The organism is Bifidobacterium sp. B4079 (assembly GCF_026537385.1).
Classification (GTDB): domain Bacteria; phylum Actinomycetota; class Actinomycetes; order Actinomycetales; family Bifidobacteriaceae; genus Bombiscardovia; species Bombiscardovia asteroides_I.
Genome location: NZ_JAFNMH010000002.1, coordinates 64,874 through 83,282 on the forward strand (window position 1 = coordinate 64,874; position 18,409 = coordinate 83,282).

Annotated in this window: 17 protein-coding genes; 10 read left to right on the plus strand and 7 right to left on the minus strand. The window is 61.4% G+C overall.

The window, feature by feature from the left end; translation table 11 throughout:
- The first annotated feature begins 35 nt into the window (after nt 1-35).
- Both J3T95_RS04900 and J3T95_RS04905 read left to right on the plus strand, forming a co-directional pair.
- Complete coding sequence (locus tag J3T95_RS04900; RefSeq protein ID WP_267399216.1) at nt 36-368, plus strand: phasin family protein; 333 nt, start codon at nt 36-38, stop codon at nt 366-368.
- Between the two features lie 92 nt (nt 369-460).
- Nucleotides 461-2,170 (plus strand): ABC1 kinase family protein, encoded by a 1,710-nt coding sequence (locus tag J3T95_RS04905; RefSeq protein WP_220237479.1) that lies wholly within the window; start codon nt 461-463, stop codon nt 2,168-2,170.
- 50 nt (nt 2,171-2,220) lie between these two features.
- On the opposite strand, the gene J3T95_RS04910 is transcribed toward J3T95_RS04905, so the two are convergent.
- Nucleotides 2,221-3,024: an aldo/keto reductase gene (locus J3T95_RS04910; protein WP_220237478.1), complete on the minus strand. Its 804-nt coding sequence runs from the start codon at nt 3,022-3,024 to the stop codon at nt 2,221-2,223.
- A gap of 530 nt (nt 3,025-3,554) precedes the next feature.
- Between J3T95_RS04910 and J3T95_RS04915 the strand changes: the two genes are divergently transcribed.
- A complete protein-coding gene (locus tag J3T95_RS04915) occupies nt 3,555-4,340 on the plus strand; it encodes a glycerophosphodiester phosphodiesterase family protein (protein ID WP_267399217.1) in 786 nt (261 codons plus the stop codon).
- Here J3T95_RS04915 and J3T95_RS04920 read toward each other — a convergent pair.
- The 6 genes from J3T95_RS04920 to J3T95_RS04945 all read right to left on the minus strand — a co-directional run bounded on the left by J3T95_RS04920 (nt 4,309) and on the right by J3T95_RS04945 (nt 13,229).
- Nucleotides 4,309-6,285, minus strand: a complete 1,977-nt coding sequence (locus J3T95_RS04920; RefSeq protein ID WP_267450644.1) for an ABC transporter permease — start codon at nt 6,283-6,285, stop codon at nt 4,309-4,311. The genes J3T95_RS04915 and J3T95_RS04920 overlap by 32 nt on opposite strands.
- 405 nt (nt 6,286-6,690) lie before the next feature.
- Nucleotides 6,691-8,088 carry a hypothetical protein gene (locus tag J3T95_RS04925; RefSeq protein WP_267450645.1) on the minus strand — a complete coding sequence of 466 codons (1,398 nt, stop codon included), beginning with the start codon at nt 8,086-8,088 and terminating at the stop codon, nt 6,691-6,693.
- A 158-nt stretch (nt 8,089-8,246) separates the two neighbouring features.
- Nucleotides 8,247-8,885 carry a uracil phosphoribosyltransferase gene (gene upp / locus J3T95_RS04930; protein WP_267450646.1) on the minus strand — a complete coding sequence of 213 codons (639 nt, stop codon included), beginning with the start codon at nt 8,883-8,885 and terminating at the stop codon, nt 8,247-8,249.
- Nucleotides 8,886-9,132: 247 nt separating this feature from the next.
- A complete protein-coding gene (locus J3T95_RS04935; RefSeq protein ID WP_220237477.1) occupies nt 9,133-9,828 on the minus strand; it encodes a thymidine phosphorylase in 696 nt (231 codons plus the stop codon).
- Between the two features lie 13 nt (nt 9,829-9,841).
- Nucleotides 9,842-10,921, minus strand: a complete 1,080-nt coding sequence (locus J3T95_RS04940; RefSeq protein WP_267450647.1) for an NUDIX hydrolase — start codon at nt 10,919-10,921, stop codon at nt 9,842-9,844.
- Nucleotides 10,922-10,982: 61 nt separating this feature from the next.
- On the minus strand, nt 10,983-13,229 hold the full coding sequence (locus tag J3T95_RS04945) for an RNA degradosome polyphosphate kinase (RefSeq protein WP_267450648.1): 2,247 nt from the start codon (nt 13,227-13,229) through the stop codon (nt 10,983-10,985).
- Nucleotides 13,230-13,822: 593 nt separating this feature from the next.
- Here J3T95_RS04945 and J3T95_RS04950 point away from each other — a divergent pair.
- From J3T95_RS04950 to J3T95_RS04980, 7 genes are all read left to right on the plus strand, one after another.
- A complete protein-coding gene (locus J3T95_RS04950) occupies nt 13,823-14,782 on the plus strand; it encodes an ATPase (protein ID WP_267450649.1) in 960 nt (319 codons plus the stop codon).
- Nucleotides 14,779-15,867: a CpaF family protein gene (locus tag J3T95_RS04955; RefSeq protein WP_267450650.1), complete on the plus strand. Its 1,089-nt coding sequence runs from the start codon at nt 14,779-14,781 to the stop codon at nt 15,865-15,867. Before J3T95_RS04950 ends, J3T95_RS04955 begins: the two co-directional genes overlap by 4 nt.
- A gap of 12 nt (nt 15,868-15,879) precedes the next feature.
- Nucleotides 15,880-16,542 carry a pilus assembly protein gene (locus tag J3T95_RS04960; RefSeq protein ID WP_267450651.1) on the plus strand — a complete coding sequence of 221 codons (663 nt, stop codon included), beginning with the start codon at nt 15,880-15,882 and terminating at the stop codon, nt 16,540-16,542.
- Nucleotides 16,533-17,075, plus strand: coding sequence for a pilus assembly protein (locus tag J3T95_RS04965; protein WP_267450652.1), 543 nt, complete (start codon nt 16,533-16,535; stop codon nt 17,073-17,075). Before J3T95_RS04960 ends, J3T95_RS04965 begins: the two co-directional genes overlap by 10 nt.
- Nucleotides 17,076-17,381: 306 nt before the next feature.
- A complete protein-coding gene (locus J3T95_RS04970) occupies nt 17,382-17,642 on the plus strand; it encodes a DUF4244 domain-containing protein (RefSeq protein WP_220236450.1) in 261 nt (86 codons plus the stop codon).
- Nucleotides 17,629-18,006, plus strand: coding sequence for a TadE/TadG family type IV pilus assembly protein (locus J3T95_RS04975; protein ID WP_267450653.1), 378 nt, complete (start codon nt 17,629-17,631; stop codon nt 18,004-18,006). Before J3T95_RS04970 ends, J3T95_RS04975 begins: the two co-directional genes overlap by 14 nt.
- Nucleotides 18,007-18,009: 3 nt before the next feature.
- Entirely contained in the window at nt 18,010-18,405 is a 396-nt protein-coding gene (locus J3T95_RS04980) for an Rv3654c family TadE-like protein (RefSeq protein ID WP_220236448.1), read from the plus strand.
- Nucleotides 18,406-18,409 lie beyond the last annotated feature (4 nt).

Sequence of the window (18,409 nt, forward strand, 5' to 3'; positions counted from 1 at the left end):
TACCTCGAGGGCTTATGAATGCTTGGAGGCATATCATGTCGGATTTGCATATAGGTGATGGATTGCACAAGGTGCTTCTGGCTGGCATCGGAGCGCTGGCCACAGGGGTGGAGAAGAGCCAGGAGGTCGTCGACAGCCTGGTCAAGAAGGGCGAGCTGACGGTCGAGCAGGGGCGGATTCTCAATACCGAGCTCAAACGCAACAGGCAGAACCGTCCTGCTCCGGCTCCAGCCGCTGGCGCGCCCAGGCCAGCAACTCATGTTGCCCCCTTCCGTCCTGACCAGGAGCCGCAGGCGCCAATTCCGGATCGCCGGCCCGGGTCCATCCCCATCACCTCCAATGATCCCATCGCGGGCCAGCAGGGCTGAAGGCAGCCAATCGCTGTCGGCGTCGGTCATCTGCACCGGGAGGTCCCGTGCCGGTCGGCCATGTGGGCAAAGGATGCGGGTGAGCAGTGAGCATGGATGCCATGAATGGACATGATGCCCAGGTGCAGACCATTGGCCTCTTCGGGGTTGGAACGGGAGCGCACCAAGGGGCGGCAGGAAGGATCCGGCACAGGCGTGGCAGGGTCCGCCGATTGGCGGAGATGATTCGCATCGCCAACCGGTTCGACATCATCCACGGTCTGACCCCGGTCACCATGCGTCGCATGTTCGAGGCGCTTGGGCCCACTTTCGTCAAGGTGGGCCAGATTCTCTCCATGCGTTCTGAGATCTTGCCGGAGGCCTTCTGTCGTGAGCTTTCCAAGTTGCGCGCTGATGCGGATCCCATTCCCTATTCTGTGGTGACCAGCACCCTTGCCGCCGAGTATGGCCGTCCACTCGACCAGATCTTCTCCTCGATAGACTCTGTTCCTCTTGGTTCGGCCTCCCTGGCGCAGGTGCATCGGGCGCGCCTGGTGAGCGGGGAGGACGTGGCCGTCAAGGTCCAGCGCCCGGGAATTCAAGAGACCATGGCCCAGGACATCGACATTCTGCGTAGCATGGTCAGGTGGGCCTCGCGGTTCGTCCGCAGCAGCCAGGTGGTGGACCTGCGCGGGGTGGTCGAAGAGCTCTGGGAGACCTTCCAGTCCGAGGTCGACTTCCAGCAGGAGGCTGCGAATCTGGCGGAGTTCAAGGATTTCTGCAACTCCTATGCCTATATCGACTGTCCGAAGCCCTATCCCGGGCTCTGCACCAGGCATGTGGTGGTGATGGAGTACATCGACGGGATATCCCTTTCACGGCCCGCGCAACTGGTAGCCCAGGGCTATGACCTGAGGGAGATCGGCACCAAGCTTGTCGACAACTATGCCAGCCAGATCATGGACCGGGGCTTCTTTCACGCTGATCCGCACCCTGGCAACATCATCATCCGCGATGGCTGTATTGTGCTTATCGACTTGGGGATGGTCGGCCGCCTGGACAAGGTGACCAAAGCGGCCTTGAAGGACATGATTTTCGCAGTAGGGCGCGAGGATTCACCGGCCCTGGCCCAGGGCCTGCTCCGCTTCGCCGGCACCGGAGAGGCCAGGGCCGAGGACTACCCCTATCTGCTGGCCGATCTGGATGCTGTCGTCCAGCGGTTCGGCAAGCTGGACCTGGCCGATCTTGATATCGCCGAATACGTCAATGCCGTCATGAAGCTGGCCGCCCGCCATGGCATCAAGGTGCCAGGGTCGGTCACCATGGTGGCGCGGTGCCTGGTCACCCTTGAAGGACTCCTGGATGAGTTCCTGCCCGAGGCCAATATCGTGCAGATCATAGCCGACCATGTCGCCTGCAGCCAGGGCGCAGGGTCAAGGCTCAAGGAAGAGACCCGGAAGCTGGGCGCCCAGGGCGATCTGGCCCTGCACGGCCTTCTGGGCGCCTTGGCCGAGTCTCAGACTGCAGCCAGGATGCTGACCCGGGGCCAGCTTCGGGCCAACGTGCAGCTGGTGGGGTCCGAGGAGCCCCTGCAGCAGCTGTCCGACATGGTCAACAGACTGACCATGGCCCTCATTGTCGTCGGCCTCTATGTGGGCTCTTCAATCGTCTACTTCGCCCGCATCAAACCAGTGGTCTTCGGCATTCCGGTGGTCAGTATGCTGGGATACGTGGTGGCCTTCATCCTCTCGGTCTGGATAGTCCTGGACATCCTGATCAAGCATCGGGCCCTCAAGCGTCGGCGACGCAACGGTGAAGCCTAGACTGAGAGCCCGCCCATCCTGCACAGATACAGATACTGTCTGATGCTGAATCAGTTGGCGAAGTCCTCCACGGTCTCGGGGGATTCGTGGTTCATGAAGGCGGATTTGCCGGTATCCATGGCCCGCAGCCGGTCCATCTCCTGGTCGCTGAGCTGGAAGTCCCAGATGTCAAGGTTCTCGCGCATGCGCTCGCGGTGGGTGGTCTTAGGAATAACGATGACCCCGTCCTGAACCAGGAAGCGCAGGGCCACCTGGGCCGCGGTCCGGCCGTGTGCCTGCCCGATCTCGGTGAGGGTCGGGTTGGTGAACATACCCTGGCGTCCCTCGGCGAAGGGTCCCCAGGATTCGATCCGGGTGCCGTACTTGTCCATGTAGGCACGTTCCTGGGGGCGTTGGTGGAAGACATGGGTCTCCAGCTGGTTGACGGCGGGGACGATTCTGTTGAACTTGACCAGGTCCACATAGCGGTCGGCATAGAAGTTCGAGACGCCGATGGCCCGCAGGAGACCTTGGTCATAGAGGTCCTCAAGGGCATGCCAGGCTGCGTAGTAGTCGTTGAAGGGCTGGTGGAGGAGGACCAGGTCCAGGTGGTCCGTGCCCAGCTTCTTCATGGACTCCTCGACCGAGACCTTGGTCTTGTCGTATCCGTAGTTGGTGATCCAGACCTTGGTGGTCAGAAAGACCTGGTCGCGGTCGAGGCCGCTCTGGGCCAGGGCATCTCCAACGGCCTGCTCGTTTCCATAGGCCTGGGCCGTGTCGATGGCCCGATACCCTGCCTCCAAGGCATCCATGACGGAACGCCGGCACTCGTCGTGGTCGGCGATCTGGTAGACACCGAAGCCCTCCATGGGCATGAGGACACCGTTGTTGAGCGTGACGGTCGGGATTGATATGGATTGAGTCTCGTGCAAGGTCAGGCCTCTTCTCTGATACCGATGGGGCGGAGCGGATGATGGAACCGCTTTGCCCTTTTAGTCCACCATATGCCTGTGAAGCCACTCGAAGTCAAATTGACGACCCCGGTTTTACATTCCGGTGATGCTAGCGTGGATGGTGACATACCTGACGGCGGGAGGCGATGATGAGGTCCAAGGGACATTCGATTGGCAAGGTCGCCCTGGGTTTGAGTCTCGGGGCGCTGGGGGCATGGTGCTGGGCCCTGGCACCGGGGCTTTCGGTGGTCGCGGGCAGGAGACGGCCGACGAGCCTCTCCTGCCGTCCATATGCCCATAGGGGATTGCACGATGCCGGGTCTGGTATGGATTCGGACGAGCCCGGCCCAGCGCGGACGGCGTATCTGAACCGGGTCCACGAGTGTCTGCAGGTCGAATCAGCAAGATCGGCTGGCAGGCATGCATCGTCGGGGAGGCCGGAGGAGGTCGCCATGGCAGTGGCTCCGGAGAACTCCTTGCCTGCCTTCGAGGCCGCATGTGAAGCCGGCTATGGCATCGAGTTGGACGTCCACCTCAGCCGCGACGGCCAGGTGGTGGTCATCCATGACGGGGACCTAAAACGGGTGGCGGGTGTCAATTGTGCCGTGGCGGACCTGACCTATGCGCAATTGCAGCAGATTCCCCTCTACCCTAGGGAAAACGCGACGGATGGCCCCGATGACAGGGGCCCGATGCATGCCGATCATGTCGGAGGTCGAGGCGGGCAGACAGCAGATGGGGAGGTAGGGAATCCTGAAGCCCCGCACGTACCCCTTCTGTCCGAAGTGCTTGCGCTGGTGGATGGCCGGGCGCCCCTGATCGTCGAGATCAAGATGGATGGCGGATTGGACAGGGAGCTCATGAGCAAGACCGATGCCCTCCTTTCCGCTTATCGCGGGGACTATGTCATCGAATCCTTCAATGTCCTGGCGCTTGCCTGGTATCGGGCCCACCGGCCCGAGGTGATCCGAGGGCAGTTGGTGGCCCCATACCACGGTCGGGTGGACTCCTTCGATTCGGCCCTGCGGTGGATTGCCGGCTCCCTCCTCTTCAATTGGCTGGGCCGGCCGGACTTCGTGGCCTGCGAGTGGCATGGCGGCCACTCTGTGCCCATGCGCCTCTACCGATTCCTCGGCGGGGTCCCAATCGCCTGGACCATCCGTTCCGAACAGGCCCAGGAGACCGCCGGCCCGGATTTCGACGGCATCATCTTCGAGTCCTATCTGCCCAAGAACTGAACCAGCCGTAGAGACCGGAGATCAGGGCGGCCAGGGCCATCGCGCACAAGGCCATGATGAAAAAGTAATCGTATGGCAGGGGCACCATGTCCATGTCGACCTGCTTCGACAAGGCCCTGAAGATGATTGCCAGCACACCCACCATAGCCAGGGCCGAGAGAAGGGTGGCCGAAAGGGTGTCAATCACCGATTCCCAGACGGAGGCGCGGACCAATGTTCCGCGTAAAACACCAGCGGCATGCATCCTGCGATTTTCCTGACGGCGCTCGCTGACGGCGATGGCGCAGGATTGGACCAGGAAGATGGATGTGAGGATGACGGCTCCACCCACCATCTTGGGCAGGGCCCGTTGCACCTCCTGGGACCTGCCTATGTCATACCTGATGTGCTCTTTCCTGGTGCGCGCCTTGATGTCCTTATGGTCCCATGAACCGTTGAGCCGACTGGCCAGGTCGTCCGTCTGGACTCCCGGGGCGGCCTTGACCAGGGTGGTCAGCCCCCTGGGGTCGGGTGCCAGATCAATCAGGCCGGTATCCGTACTCAGGTATTGCTCCGTCTGCCCTGTGGGGGTCATGTCAACTACGGCGGTGATGGTTACTGTGTGGCGTCGGTTGTTCTTGTCGACCAGGTCCAGCTTGTGCCCCAAGGGGTCCTGCTTGTTGTGGTACAAGGACCAATTCGGGGTGACGGCAATCCTGCCCGGGCCCAGGTCGTCAGCGGATCCCTTGACGAAGTTGGGGCTGAGTTTGTCGGTGGCATTGCCAGCCTTGTTGATGTGCATGGTCGTGATGGCGGGAAGGTTGTCCGTTGTCTCCTCATCATCGGCCGCGCTGGTTCTGTCTTCTTCCACCCTCCAGACATCCTTGCTGTAGGTGACGGCGGATTCGATGTCTGATGAAGACTGAAGTCGCCGGTCCAGGTCCCCTGTCCGTTCGCTTCCTGCACTGATCACGACATCGGCCGCGACCGGCTTGTATCGGTCGATGGCTGAGTTGGCCCAGCTCGTTCTGGCCATGCTCAGTATGCCGGTCATGATGACCAGCATCAGGATGACGGGCAGGGCTATTGCAGTGGAACTGCGGCTTTCCTTGTACGCTCTTTGCCTGGCCAGGAGACCGGAACCGTGGGAGATGAGCTGAAAGGGGATGCCTATCAGATTGTTGCAGGCAGACACCAGGACGGGGGCCAGAGCGCCGACGGCGACAAGCATGCAGCCGGTGGCAGCCAGAATCTGACTCTCCACATCCATGCTGTGGAAGTTGTGAAAGACCAGGACCAGGCCGCCGACCAGGCCTGCCAGGGCGGTCACCAGGCGCAAGGGACCGATTGGCTTGGCTCCCGCCCGGTGCTCCGAGGCCTGCATGGCCTCGATGGGAGATATGGATGTGATCCTCCTGGCGGCGAACCAGGCCCCTACCAGGCAGGCCAGAAGGATGCCGCCGAAGGAGATGAGTGCCCCCTCGGGATGGGGCCGGGCAGTCATGCTCAGCTGTTCGAGACCCGAGTTGATGAGGGACTTGGCGAAGAAGGGAACCAGGGAGCAGCCTGCCGCACTGCCGATCAGGTCGGCCAGGCCCAAAGGAATGATGAACTCCAGCAGACAGATCAGTCGCACCAGCCTGGGGGAGGCTCCGGAAAGACGCATCATGGCATACTCGCGCCGGCGACGTTCAATCAGGAATCCTACGGAGGTGATGACCAGGAAGATCGAGATGAACCCACAGACACAAGCGGCCATGATGGACAGCTGTTTGGCAGCTTCCTGTGCGCTCTGTGCCATTGTGCGGTCGAAGACGCTCAGGGTCTGCATGTCCGGCATCCCGTCGCCCATCCGCGCGGCCAAGGCGACCTGGACCCAGGCACTGGTCAGCGCAGATGAGGCAATGACCGCCAGGACCATGACCGTGTAAGAGGCTCGATGCTCATGGAGGAGGGATGAGACCAAAGAAAGCAGATCAGGCCTCCTGACGGTTCCGGTTCTGGTTCCGGCATTTGGGTATGGTGCCCTGTTCGTCCTCGTCGTCTGCATAGCCGGAGTCCCTCCATCCGATTTCCATGGGTCCGTCTCATCGGGGGCATCCCGATTGTTCGGATACCACCATTCGAGCACAGAAAGGACTGCCCCTCAGGGTGTTTTCGGGGTCGGATCAGTGATGAATCAGGGTACCTGATTACAGCAGGAAATACGGCATGGAGATGCCGGGCATGCTCGGATGGGCAAAAATCTGTCAGCTAAGGCCGTTCGCGGGTTGGCTCTTGGAAGGCTGGGACTCTGGGTCGCTCGGTCGGTACATGGAAACAAATCGGAGAGGAACTGGCAGGGATGGCATTCGTACTATCCCGAGGCCGGCTATTGGGGATCCTGATTGTGCTCATCTGAGTGGAAGAGGTGGGTTATTCTCTTTTTCAGATTGGCGTTATGCAGAATTTCCGACGACTGGCGGGAGACGGAGCCGGCTATCCTGCCACCGAGCTCCTTGGCCTGGTTCAGGGCCTGGTCACCAAGGTCGCGGGCATTGTCCACGCCTCCCTTGGTCCGGTCAAGGGCCTGGCCGCTCAGATCCCAAGCGGTGCTTACGCCTTTCAGGGTCTTTCCTAGAACCTGCCCGCCGATGTTGCGTGCGGTATCGACGCCCTCCCTGCTTGTTTCCATGATCTGGGACGTGGTATCACGGGCTGCATCCAGCCAGGGTCGGGAGGTGAGGGGGTCGCTGCTCCGGTCCAGTCCGATGCCCTGGCCGAATTCCGCCATGTCCTGCTTGATCAGGTTGCAGTAATCAACTATTCGTGGCGACTGTTGGGGGTGGAGCAGAACCTCCTTGTTGGCTTTTTCTGCTGTCTGATCAAGTTGCTTGAGTAGATGGTCGGCATTCTCTGAAATGACACGGACACGGTGTTCACGCGCGGTCTTCACCGCCTGGCGGTGTTGGTCGAGTTCATCGGGTTCCACCTGGGCGACCCGGTCCAGTTCCAGGATCGTGCTGGCATCCTGCAGTTGGAGTGATCTGGCCAGGACGGCCAGCCACTCATTGATCTGATCCCGGTAATTCCCCATGTCGGTGCCCAGGTCATGGACCCCTGATCCATCACCTATCTTCTCGGTGATGACATTGATTTGGCGGATTGCGTAAGCCTGCGTCTGGGCGATGGCCAACGACGTGGCCTGCACCTTGTCCCAGGTGGTCTGTGAAACGTGCCCGATCTGGTTGCGCGCGGCCAGGGCATCTTCGATGACCAGGTTGACCCCGACCATGTTGGTCAGGACCGTGTCCCGCTGGGCGCGCAGGATGTCGTCCACATGCTTGTCGATTCTCCGCAGGTACTCCACCATGGCCTGCATGGTCTGTTGAAGCTCATACTGGGTTATAAGGGCACCGATGTTGGTCAGCATGACCGGAGAAAGGGCGGATTTCCAACCGTCCAGGAACCGCTGCCCACCCTGGGCCTCCTCGCCATCCTTCACCAGGACCGTGCCTGCGGACAGGCCCGTGCGCTGGTCCCGGTGCAGGTCATATTGGCTGAGGGCTTTGGGGACCTTCCCGTCTTGCCTGACCCATTTGCCGGATAAAGCCCTATCGCCAAGGACCTGCGCGACCATTCCCGATAGGTACCCTCGGTCGGTATGGGGATTGATGGGCTCGGCCAATGATTGCAGATGGTGCGACTGCAGGAACCCGTCGATGGCTTCGAGGTCCCCCAGTATTGCCATGCTGTCGCCGTCGTCGATGACCTGTATTGATTCAACCATGATCGGCCTCTCCCCGGGCAATCGTGACTATTCGACCCCTAGGGGAAGCCTATCATCGCAAGTCGGGAAAAAGGGGAGATTGAACGGCGTTCTGTCTACTTATAAAAAACGGTGGGGATCGTCAATGCGCGACGATCCCCACCGAAGAAAGAACAGAATCAGTCGATGACGCCGTAAAGGCGGTCGCCGGCATCGCCCAGGCCGGGCACGATGTAGGCGTGCTCGTTCAGCTTCTGATCGACTGCGCAGACCACCACTTTGAGGTTGATGGAGGGGTCCATCTCCTTCTTGAGTCGGTTCAGGCCCTCGGGAGCGGCCAGAATGTTGATGGAGGTCACGTCCTTGGCGCCGCGCTCGGCCAGGTATTTGGTGGCGGCGATCAAGGTGCCGCCGGTGGCCAGCATGGGATCCAGCAGGAAGCACTGACGGCCGGAGAGGTCCTCAGGCAAGCGGTTGGCGTAGGTGATGATGTCCAGGGTGTTCTCGTCGCGCTTGAGACCGAGGAATCCGACCTCAGCGGTAGGCAACAGACGGGTCATGCCGTCAAGCATGCCCAGCCCGGCACGCAGGATGGGAACAACCATGGGGCGCGGGGAGCAGAGCTTCTTGCCCACCATGGGAGCGACAGGGGTCTCGATGGGGTGATCCTCTATGTCCAGATTGCGGGTGGCTTCGTAGGCCTCAAGCATGACCAGTTCGCTGATCAGCTCGCGGAAAGTGTTGGAAGGGGTGTTTTTGTCCCGCAGTACGGTCAGCTTATGCTCGATCAACGGGTGTTCCAGTACGTGAAGTTCCATACCTCTCAGCGTAGCTCAGCGGGTCGGCTTCTGGTAGCGACCGGCAAGCCATGCTGTTTTCGATTCGGGAATGGAAATGAAAACGCCGAACCATGTAAGCGCCTGTCGGCGCAAACGCCGCTCGCAGCGGCAACAAACGGAGCCCGGGGCTTAGCCATGGTCCGACGCAGTCTCCATTGTAGGGCATGCCAGGGTCTGATCCTTGTTCACGGCAGGCTTACGCTTCCGGCGTGAAGGGTGACTGATTCTACTCCAGCCGTCCCCGCCGCCAGAGCGAGGCGCCCCGCATGAAGTCACGGGCCGTCTGATTAAGGGAGTTGACGGTGCGCTGTGCCGCATCCACCTCCTCGGCCTCCTGGCCGTCCAACTGCCGGCTCTGGGCATCCCGAATGGCGGTCTTAATGCCGCGAGCGATCACGTCGCAGAAGGCTCCGGCCCGTTCCAGAGCTATGGCGAAGTCGCCGGTGAAGGCTCCGGAGAGGATGGAGTCGGCGGTTCGGATGATGTCATCGGCTTCCGGGGCCTGATCCACCCCGGCTATAGCTGATGCGGCAGTGTCGGTGGGCTCGCCCAGCCGCCACAGACGACTGATTCCATCAGCGTCCTTACGCATCCAGCTGCGAAGCATGTAGAGCCGCCAAAGAATGCCCGGCAGAGAGTCGGGGTCGCTGTCACTCCAGAGCTCGGCCACGACATCCACACCCTCACGGTCTACCAGGGTCAGAACCCGTTTTACGATGTCCGGGTCGGCGCTGTGGTGGACTCGGTCCAGCAGGGAGGCTGCCGAAACGTGGCTCATCTCGCTGATCTGCTGCGGATCCATGCCTCCGGAGAGCTGGTCGGCGATGGCCGGGTCCAGCTGACCAGGGCGTGAGGGCCGTGATGCTCCGGTGCCGGATGCCACGAATCCTGTGCGGGACGAGCGGATTGAGGATGAGCCGATTCTGGAGTTGCTGTCAGTAGACAATGGGGGTCACCTTCTGTATGTCGATGATGGTCGGATGATTGGGGTCGCCGGTCAAACTGAGGACGACGGCGTTGCCGGTGGGCATGAAGGGGGAGTCGTCGGGAAGCCGTTTGGACAGTGACCCGCTGGAGCACAGTCCGCGTAGCTTTTCAAAGATACCTCCAAGGACCGGGCGATGCATGCAGATCATGGTCGTTCGGTTGCCTGCCAGCAGGTCGGCCATCTGTCTGTCCAGCCAGTTGTGAGCCTGTTCGGGGCGGCGGTGGTAGGAGGACTCCGTCAGGCAGGCCACCATCCCCATGGGCAGGCCTACCTCGTCGGCGTAAGGTCGCAATGTCTGCACACAGCGGATCCAGGGGGAGGAAAGGAGGCGGTCGGGCGCGAAGCAGGCCAGTTCGCGAGCCAGGGCGTAGGAGGTGCCAGCGCCCCTGGGGGTCAGAGGACGATTCGCGTCCTTGCCTGTCCACTCCTTCCGGGCCACCGCTTTGCCGTGGCGGACGATGATCAGCTGACGAGCCCGGATGCCGCCCTGCTCCACACGGTCCACGAAGGCATCCAGTATGGTTCTGTCGCTGGGGTGGGTCAATAGTTTGCGGGCTTCAGAGGCCCCGACCCATCGTATCTGGTCGACTTCCCTGGAATCAGGCCGGTGGATGGGACCTAGAAGTGCGCTCTGACCGGCGGCGTGTTCCGAGTCGGTCGGTGTCGCCATCCAATAGCAGATATGTTTGAGCCTGCCGCCCTTGCCGCCCCGGCGCCGGCCCTCGTTATTCAGGGGATATTCGGCATCTCCCAGGTATGGCCCAAGGTGGACAAGACAGCCTGTCTCCTCACCGACCTCGCGCACGGCCGCTCGCAGGTGGGTCTCACGGTTCTCCAGCTTGCCCTTTGGCCAGCTCCAGTCGTCGTACTTGGGGCGATGGACCAGGCAGAGCTCCAGCTCATCAAGGTCGGATCGGGGGCTGGCTCCTGGGGCTGCCCGGCCGTCGTCGCTGAATTTCATCCATCCCTGGAAGCTTGTGCGCCACCGGTAGGGGATGGCTCCGGCTGCCTCGACCGTCCTGCTCATGGCCGGGTGCCATCCCGATCGCCCACCTCGGCGGCGGACCCGCCGACCTGGAGGCGCATCATCATCGCCTGGCCCTGGGGGTTCGGGCATGACGGTCGATCAGGTACTCCTGTGAGTCGACCAGAGGTCGGCCCTGATCATCGCGACTGTGGCGCACATAGGTGCCGTCGGGCTGCATGTGCCAAGAGCTAGTGGTTTCAGCCATCTGCAGATCCACATAGTCAATGAGCCCTTGCACCTGTTCGGGCGCAGTGATCCGGACCAGCGCCTCCACACGGCGATCCAGGTTGCGGTGCATGAGGTCAGCAGAACCTATCCAGACCTCTGGTCCTGCCAGGGGCCCCTCGCCGATCTGGGGGCCTTGGGAGTTGGCGAAGGCGAAGATGCGGCTGTGCTCCAGGAACCGTCCCAGGATGGAGTGGACCCGGATGTTCTCGCTCAGCCCGGGCACGCCTGGCTTCAGAGAGCAGATGCCGCGCTCCACGATGTCGATGCGGACCCCCGCTTGGCTGGCCCGGTAGAGGGCGTCGATGATCTTTTCGTCCACCAGGGAGTTGACCTTGATCCGTATCCACGCAGGCTTGCCGTTCAGAGCGGTCTCTTCCTCGCGGGCGATCCGCTGCAGCAGCCCGGAACGGACCGTGCGCGGAGCTACCAGCAGACGGTGGAAGGAGGACTTGGGCGCATAGCCTGACAACTGGTTGAAGAGCCGGGTCAGGTCCTGCCCCACCACTGGGTCGCAGGTAAGCAGGCCCAGATCGGTGTACTGGCGAGCGGTCTTGGGGTTGTAGTTGCCGGTGCCTACGTGGCAGTAACGACGCAGGCCGTCCTGCTCCTGACGGACCACCAGGGAGAGCTTGCAGTGGGTCTTGAGCCCTACGATTCCGTAGACCACATGGACGCCAGCCCGTTCCAGCTGACGGGCCCAGGCGATGTTGGCCTCCTCATCGAATCGGGCCTTGATTTCGACTAAAGCCAGGACCTGCTTGCCGGCGTGCGCAGCATCCACCAGAGCATCGATGATGGGCGAGTTGCCCGAGGTCCGGTAGAGGGTCTGTTTGATGGCCAGCACCCGCGGATCGGCCGCCGCCTGCTCCAGGAAAGCCTGAACCGAGGTGGAGAAGGAGTCATAGGGGTGGTGAAGGAGGATGTCATGCTCGCGGATTGCAGCAAAGATATCCTGGGCCTGGCTGGATTCCACCTCGGCTATCTGCCGGTTGGTTGTGGGAATGAAGGGGCGAAACTTGAGGTCGGCCCGGTCGATGGACTGCAATTCGAACAGGACCGTGCAGTCCAAGGGAGCGGGCAGCCGATAGACCTCCTCCTGATTGACTCGGAGCTTGCTGGCCAGCAGCTGGGAGAGGAAGGGGGAGGCAGAGTCGGAAATCTCCAGGCGGATGGGCGGTCCGAACCGCCGCTGAAGCAGCTCCTTCTCCATGGCGTTGAGCAGGTTCTCTGCGTCGTCCTCCTCTACGTCAATGTCTTCGTTGCGTGTGACGCGGAAGGAGCGGGCTTCCTTGATAATCATGCCCGGGAAGAGGTATTCCAAGTGGGCGATGATCAGGTTCTCCATGGTGATGAACCCATAGCGCTCCTCCCGACCCTCTTCGTCGGTCAGATCGTCCACGGGAACCAGACGGGAGAGATTGTCGGGAATTTTGACGCGGGCGAAGTGGGTCTTGCCCGAGGTGGGGTTCTCCACCAGGACCGCCAGGTTCAGGGAGTTGCCTGAGATATAGGGGAAGGGGTGGGCCGGGTCGACGGCCAGCGGAGTCAGCACCGGAAAGACCTGGTTGCGGAAGAACTTGGTGAGTCGCTCCTGCTCCTGGCTGCTCAGTTGTGGCCAGCTCAGCAGAATGATGCTTTCTGCGGCCAGATCCGGCAGGATGTGGTCGATGACATAGTGGGCATGCTCATCCTGAAGCTTGTGCGCCTGCTCGGAGATGGCCCTCAGCTGCTGACGAGGGCTCATTCCGCTGGCTGCCGTCATAGCGATGCCGGTGTCCACGCGACGCTTCAGACCTGCCACGCGGACCATGAAGAACTCATCAAGATTGCTGGCGAAGATTGCGGCGAAATTGGCGCGCTCCAACAGGGGCACGCTCTCGTCTTCGGCCAGTTCAAGCACGCGTTTGTTAAACTTGAGCCAGCTCAGCTCCCGGTCGAAATAACGGTCCTCAGGCAAGCGCGAGACCGGGTGATCCGAGCGCCTCGATACATGCCGTGCCTGGCCGTCGGTCTCGGCAATATGCTCCGCGATCTGGCTGCGTAGCAAGGCCTTGGAGGGTGCGTCAAATTTCTGAACCATACCATAGCACTTTATTCGCAGGTGCCGTCCTCTGCAATCGTTGATAAAGCCTGTGGATAAATAGGAGCGGCCCCCCGCGGGAGGCCGCTCCCACAAGGTCGGTCCAGATGGAATCTCTGCACAACATCATCGTTGCAACGGTCAAGTCTTACGCACCCGTTCAACGTATCGGTCCTAGTGGCCATACACTTTGTGGGCTTCCGTGCTCTTGAACCGTCCTTGTATATGCCATTATGCCAGTTTCGAGGCCGATGGCAAGCATGCCGATCGGTCGAAGTGCAGGAGGTTATCGGCTTGGTCTTTTGTGCGATTGTGTGCATTGCGGCAAGCTGAATACAGCAGGTTTGCAGGAATCTGTTGCTTCCATGCGAACATCTGTAGCCTTTCATGGGCATGGACTCAAAAAATGCTGTAATTCGAGGCGTGTCGTGGTGTTGATACATTTGTGCACAGCGAGGGTGAAGCGATGTGGAAACATAAGGTCATTCGACCACATCAGCTCCAGGGACTGGTGCCGATCACATGGGCCGGATGTACTGGTAGCCATGACTGAAATGAGCATAGGCAGACCGCCGACGATGGTAAAAGGCCGCATGAAAGGGCGGGAGCCTGAATGGACTCCTCGCTCCTTTAATGCCGTCGGGTTGACTCCGGAACGCCGACCAGGGAGGGTGGCGGGCGAAGATACCGGCATCGGGCGGAGTGACACAGGAGTCAAATACGGGTCCGCTGTGACGGGGCTGGTCTTTCTCTCGGCTTCGGGAGGCATTGGGCTGACGACCATGACGGCTCTGATGGCCAAACAGCTTCGGAACATGGCCTTGTCATGCGCTCTGGTGGATCTGGACCTGGGTGGTGGAGGGATGGATGTCCTGGTCGGCATCGAGGGGGCACCTGGCATGCGGCTGGGACGGATCCGCGCTCCCTTGGGCCGGGTGGATCCTCAGGCTCTCCGTGAAGAGCTGCCAATCTGGGATGGCATCCCGTTGCTCAGCAACGATCCCTGGACTGCTCTGCCACAGGGCTGGTGGGATGTGGACGCAGCCGTCAGCGCAATGGCTGGATCTGCTGATCTCCTACTGATCGATGCCGGTCGAGGCCAGAGCCTGGGTAATCTGCGCTCGCTGAAGGGACTGCCTTCGCTGTTGATGGTGGACATGACCGTGCTGGGCCTTGCACGGGCAAAGGCACTTCTTCATGCCCTGAAAGGCCGCGGGAACGCTGGCGATCGGGACCACGACAGTCCATTGATCTCATGTAGGCCCCCCATGGCTCTGATTGGGATGATGCCCACCCAGCACCGGGTCAGCCATGGTGTCGACCCGGAACAGGCGGAGGAGTTTCTGGGCCAATCGGTGGACGTGGTTCTCAAGCCGCAGCCGAAGCTGTCGGCATCCGTTCTGGATGGTCGTGGCCTGGAACGGGTGCCACGTGCGTACGCCCGGGCCCTTCAACCCCTGGTGGAGCGGATCGCGGGGATGGTCGTCGTCAGCGGGGGAAAGGAAGAGTGGGTCTCTTCTCGCGGGTTGGCTCGGTCTGAGGCTGCCAAATGATCAGGGGGAGGGAAGAAAGCCTTGAAGGTTCATTCCCTGATGACGATTCGGGCCAGCCGCCTACTTTCGGCTATTTGGATGGGTTGGTGAGCCATCCTGCGGTGACTGACATCGCGGTGACCGGTCAGGGTGATGTCTGGATCGACCGGGGCTCGGGTATGGAGGAGGTTCTGCTTCGGCCTGGGTTCACAGGCCCTCGGGCAGTGAGGGACTTCGCTGTGCAGTTATGCGCTCAGCTGGGGCGTCGCCTGGATGATGCTCGTCCCATGGCCGACGCTTCCAGCAAGGAGGGGATCAGAGTCCACGCCGTGCTGGCCCCACTCGTTTCCGAGGGCGCCGCCATTTCCATCAGGCTGCCCAACAGACACCCACCCGGTCTGGAGGAGCTGGCCGCTGCCGGGCTGTGTCCCTCTAGTTGGCTCTTCATCCTTCGGGCGCTGGTGGTCAATCGGGCCAGCATTCTGGTGACCGGTGGCACGGGTGCCGGCAAGACCACACTTCTGCGGGCCTTGCTAGGCATGTGTCCGCAGGAGCAGCGGCTGGTCGTCGTGGAGGAAGTCCGTGAGCTGGGCCGTATTGCCGGCCACAGGAATATGGTTTCCCTGGCTGTCAGAGAGTCCAATGTTGAAGGGGTGGGGGCCGTGGGGCTGGTCGATCTGGTCAAGGCCACACTGCGCATGCGGCCCGATCGGATCATCCTGGGTGAGTGCCGGGGCGAGGAGATAGCTGATCTGCTGAGGGCTTTCAATTCTGGTCATCGGGGCGGCATGGCAACTCTTCATGCTGACAGTGTTGAACGCGTTCCTGCCAGGCTGGCGACTCTGGGGCTGCTGGCGGGGCTGCAGCCGAAGGCACTGGCGGCTCTGGCCCAAGGAGCGTTCGACGCTGTTATCCATCTGGAACGTTCCGGCGGTCATAGGCATATAGCTCAGATTGGCCGACTGACAACGGCCGCCGACGGTCGGCTTCTTGGGGAGGCTGTCTGTGCTTGGACGGGCCGAGGGGCCGCTGCATATGGGACGGCCTGGTCGAAGTTCGCTAGGCGGTGGGGCATTGTGACCAGCGCCTCGGCGAGCGCTCCATAGTTGAGGTGGATTATGAATGACGAGACTGCAGTCTGGTTGGCTGCGATAATGGCGACTCTTGCCTGTCTGGCCCTGCCTCCTCTGAGAGGCGGCGCAGCCGCAAGACTGAAGACAATGTCAGTCAGGCCCTCCATACAGTCGAGTCAGCCCGGTCTGGCGGTGTTGATCACTTCTCTGCTTGCTTATGTCGACAATGGAGGCGGTCTGATAGAGGCTTTTGAAGAGGCATCCGGGAGGCGGTTCGCCACCCGGGAGGTCACGCCGGAACGTGTCATGGCCATGCTGGAGAACCGATGTTTGCCCCAGGAACGGGGGCCGACTCTGACGATTATGGCCCAGGCTCTGATGGCTTGCTACGGGCTCAGCGCCACCCTGGGGTGCCGGGCTTCGGATGGTCTGCGGACCGTGGCAGCCATGCAGAGGCGGAGGGCGGCTCTGGATGAGGCCCGGGAAAAAGCCTTTGCTGTGCCCAAGGCCACGATCCGTCTGCTGTCGACCTTGCCAGTGTTGACCATCATCCTGGGAGAGTTCATGGGTGCGCGACCACTCGCCTTCTTATGCCACCCAGGCCCGGGAACCGTCTGCCTAGTCCTTGGAGCGGCCTTCTATGTTCTTGGTCTGGTTTGGATGCATCTGCTGATGAGCGATCTGGGCAGGGGGGATTCATGGATCTGAAACCGCTGATCGCCGCTCTGTCGACTATATTGGCGCTCCTGCTCATGCAATTCGACGTCCTGGGTGAGCGATTAGCCGACGAGCAGGTCTCCCCGCCGCCCTTGAGCCTGGTGCTGGCTTTGCTGGGAGTCGCTGTTCGTCAGGGGGCCTCCCTGCCCAGGGCCCTGGGTGTGGTTGGCGGGCTGCTGCCAGGCCCTTATGGGCTTCGGATGGTTCGCGTGGCTCACCTGCTCGGACGTGGCAACGGATGGAATCTGTCCTGGTCGGGAGCCATCGGCGATCCTTATTGCGGGCAGTCCATGCAGGTTCTAGCTGACTGTCTGGAGCCGTCCTGGCGTTTGGGATCATCGCCTCTGACGCGCATCGAGACGACCATGCGCCAACTGGATCACCACGCCCGCAGCGTGCTGGCCCGGGCCACGGCGACGATCACCGTCAGGCTGCTCGTGCCGACAGGGCTGTGCATTCTGCCGGCTTTCGTGCTGATCGGAGTCATACCGTGCATTGCGGCTTTTGCGGGTGGGATGTCCTGAGGGCATGAAGTCCATGCGGGCGCAGTTGTCCACAGGCTGCCGATGCAGGTTCGCTTGTCCACATGTATCGGACAAGTCGACCGAAACGGACTGGAACAGGCAGAGTGAAAGGTAGCGGCTGCCGATCCCCTGAGGAACGGTCATTCGCCAGGGCGGGGAAGGCAAGGAAAGGCAAAGGTGAGAACAATGACATATTCGCAGGAGGTTGCGACGGTCTTCCATTTACAGAACAGGCAGGCAAGAGGCCAATTGGTCCCGGCTGCGACATGGCCTGCTGCAGGTGCCGGATCCGGGTGGTTGCAAAGAATGAGGCAGCGTTCCAACCGGTTCATGACTGCTTTTTATGTTCGCGTCAGCCAGGCTATGGATTCTGGAGTGCGTGCCCTGCATCGGCGGTTGAGCGTGGTGTTGGCCAGGCCTGAATCGGGGGCCATCACTGCTGAATACGCCGTGATCATGGTGGCGGCCGCCACGCTGGCTGGCGTACTGCTGGCCATTGTCAAATCTTCTTCCACGCGTACTTTGCTAATGGGGCTGGTGAAGAAGGCGCTCAGTGCCGTCGGATGAAAGACGGTCCGAGCGGAGACGACGGTGGCGATCCGATAACGGTACGGTAACGGCCGAGTTCGCCATCGTTCTTCCCGCGGTCATGGTTCTGGCTCTCATGCTGCTGACGTTGACCCAGACGATCCGGATTGGCATGGTCTGTCAGGATGCGGCCAACGCTGCTGCCAGAGACCTGATCGTCACCCAAGGCAAGGGCGATTCCCAAGAGCTGGTGCACCGGATGGCCGGTCCGCATGCCCAGGTGAGGTTGAGTCCATCGGCCGGGCAGACGGCGGTCAGGGTGTCATGCCCAGTGGTTTCCGGCCCCATGGGCGTGCTGCCTGCACAGGTCCATGGCGATGCCATGGCCATATTGGAGGAATGAGTCATGCCCGGACATGCCAGAAAGACGCGCGTAGAGCATACCGGTTCATGGATAGGGGGTTCGGATCCGGGCTCCGGCACGGTTCTGGGCATCATGCTGATGACTCTAGTTAGCCTGGGTCTGGTTCTGGCAGCGCTACTGGGCAATCTCATGATCTGCCGGACACGTGCACGCACTGGCGCCGATGTTTCGGCTCTCGCTGCAGCTTCTGCCTTGGACGAAGGACAGACGAAGCCCTGTACTCTGGCTTCCCGGGCTGCACGTCTCAACCGTGGTGTCCTGACGGACTGTCAGGTAGATGGAGACGACGTGAAGGTCTCGGTGGGAGTAGACACCGGAGTCCCGATGATGCCCCGCTTGGTCCAGTCAGCCCGGGCAGGCCCCGAGCCCTGTGGGTGAGAGG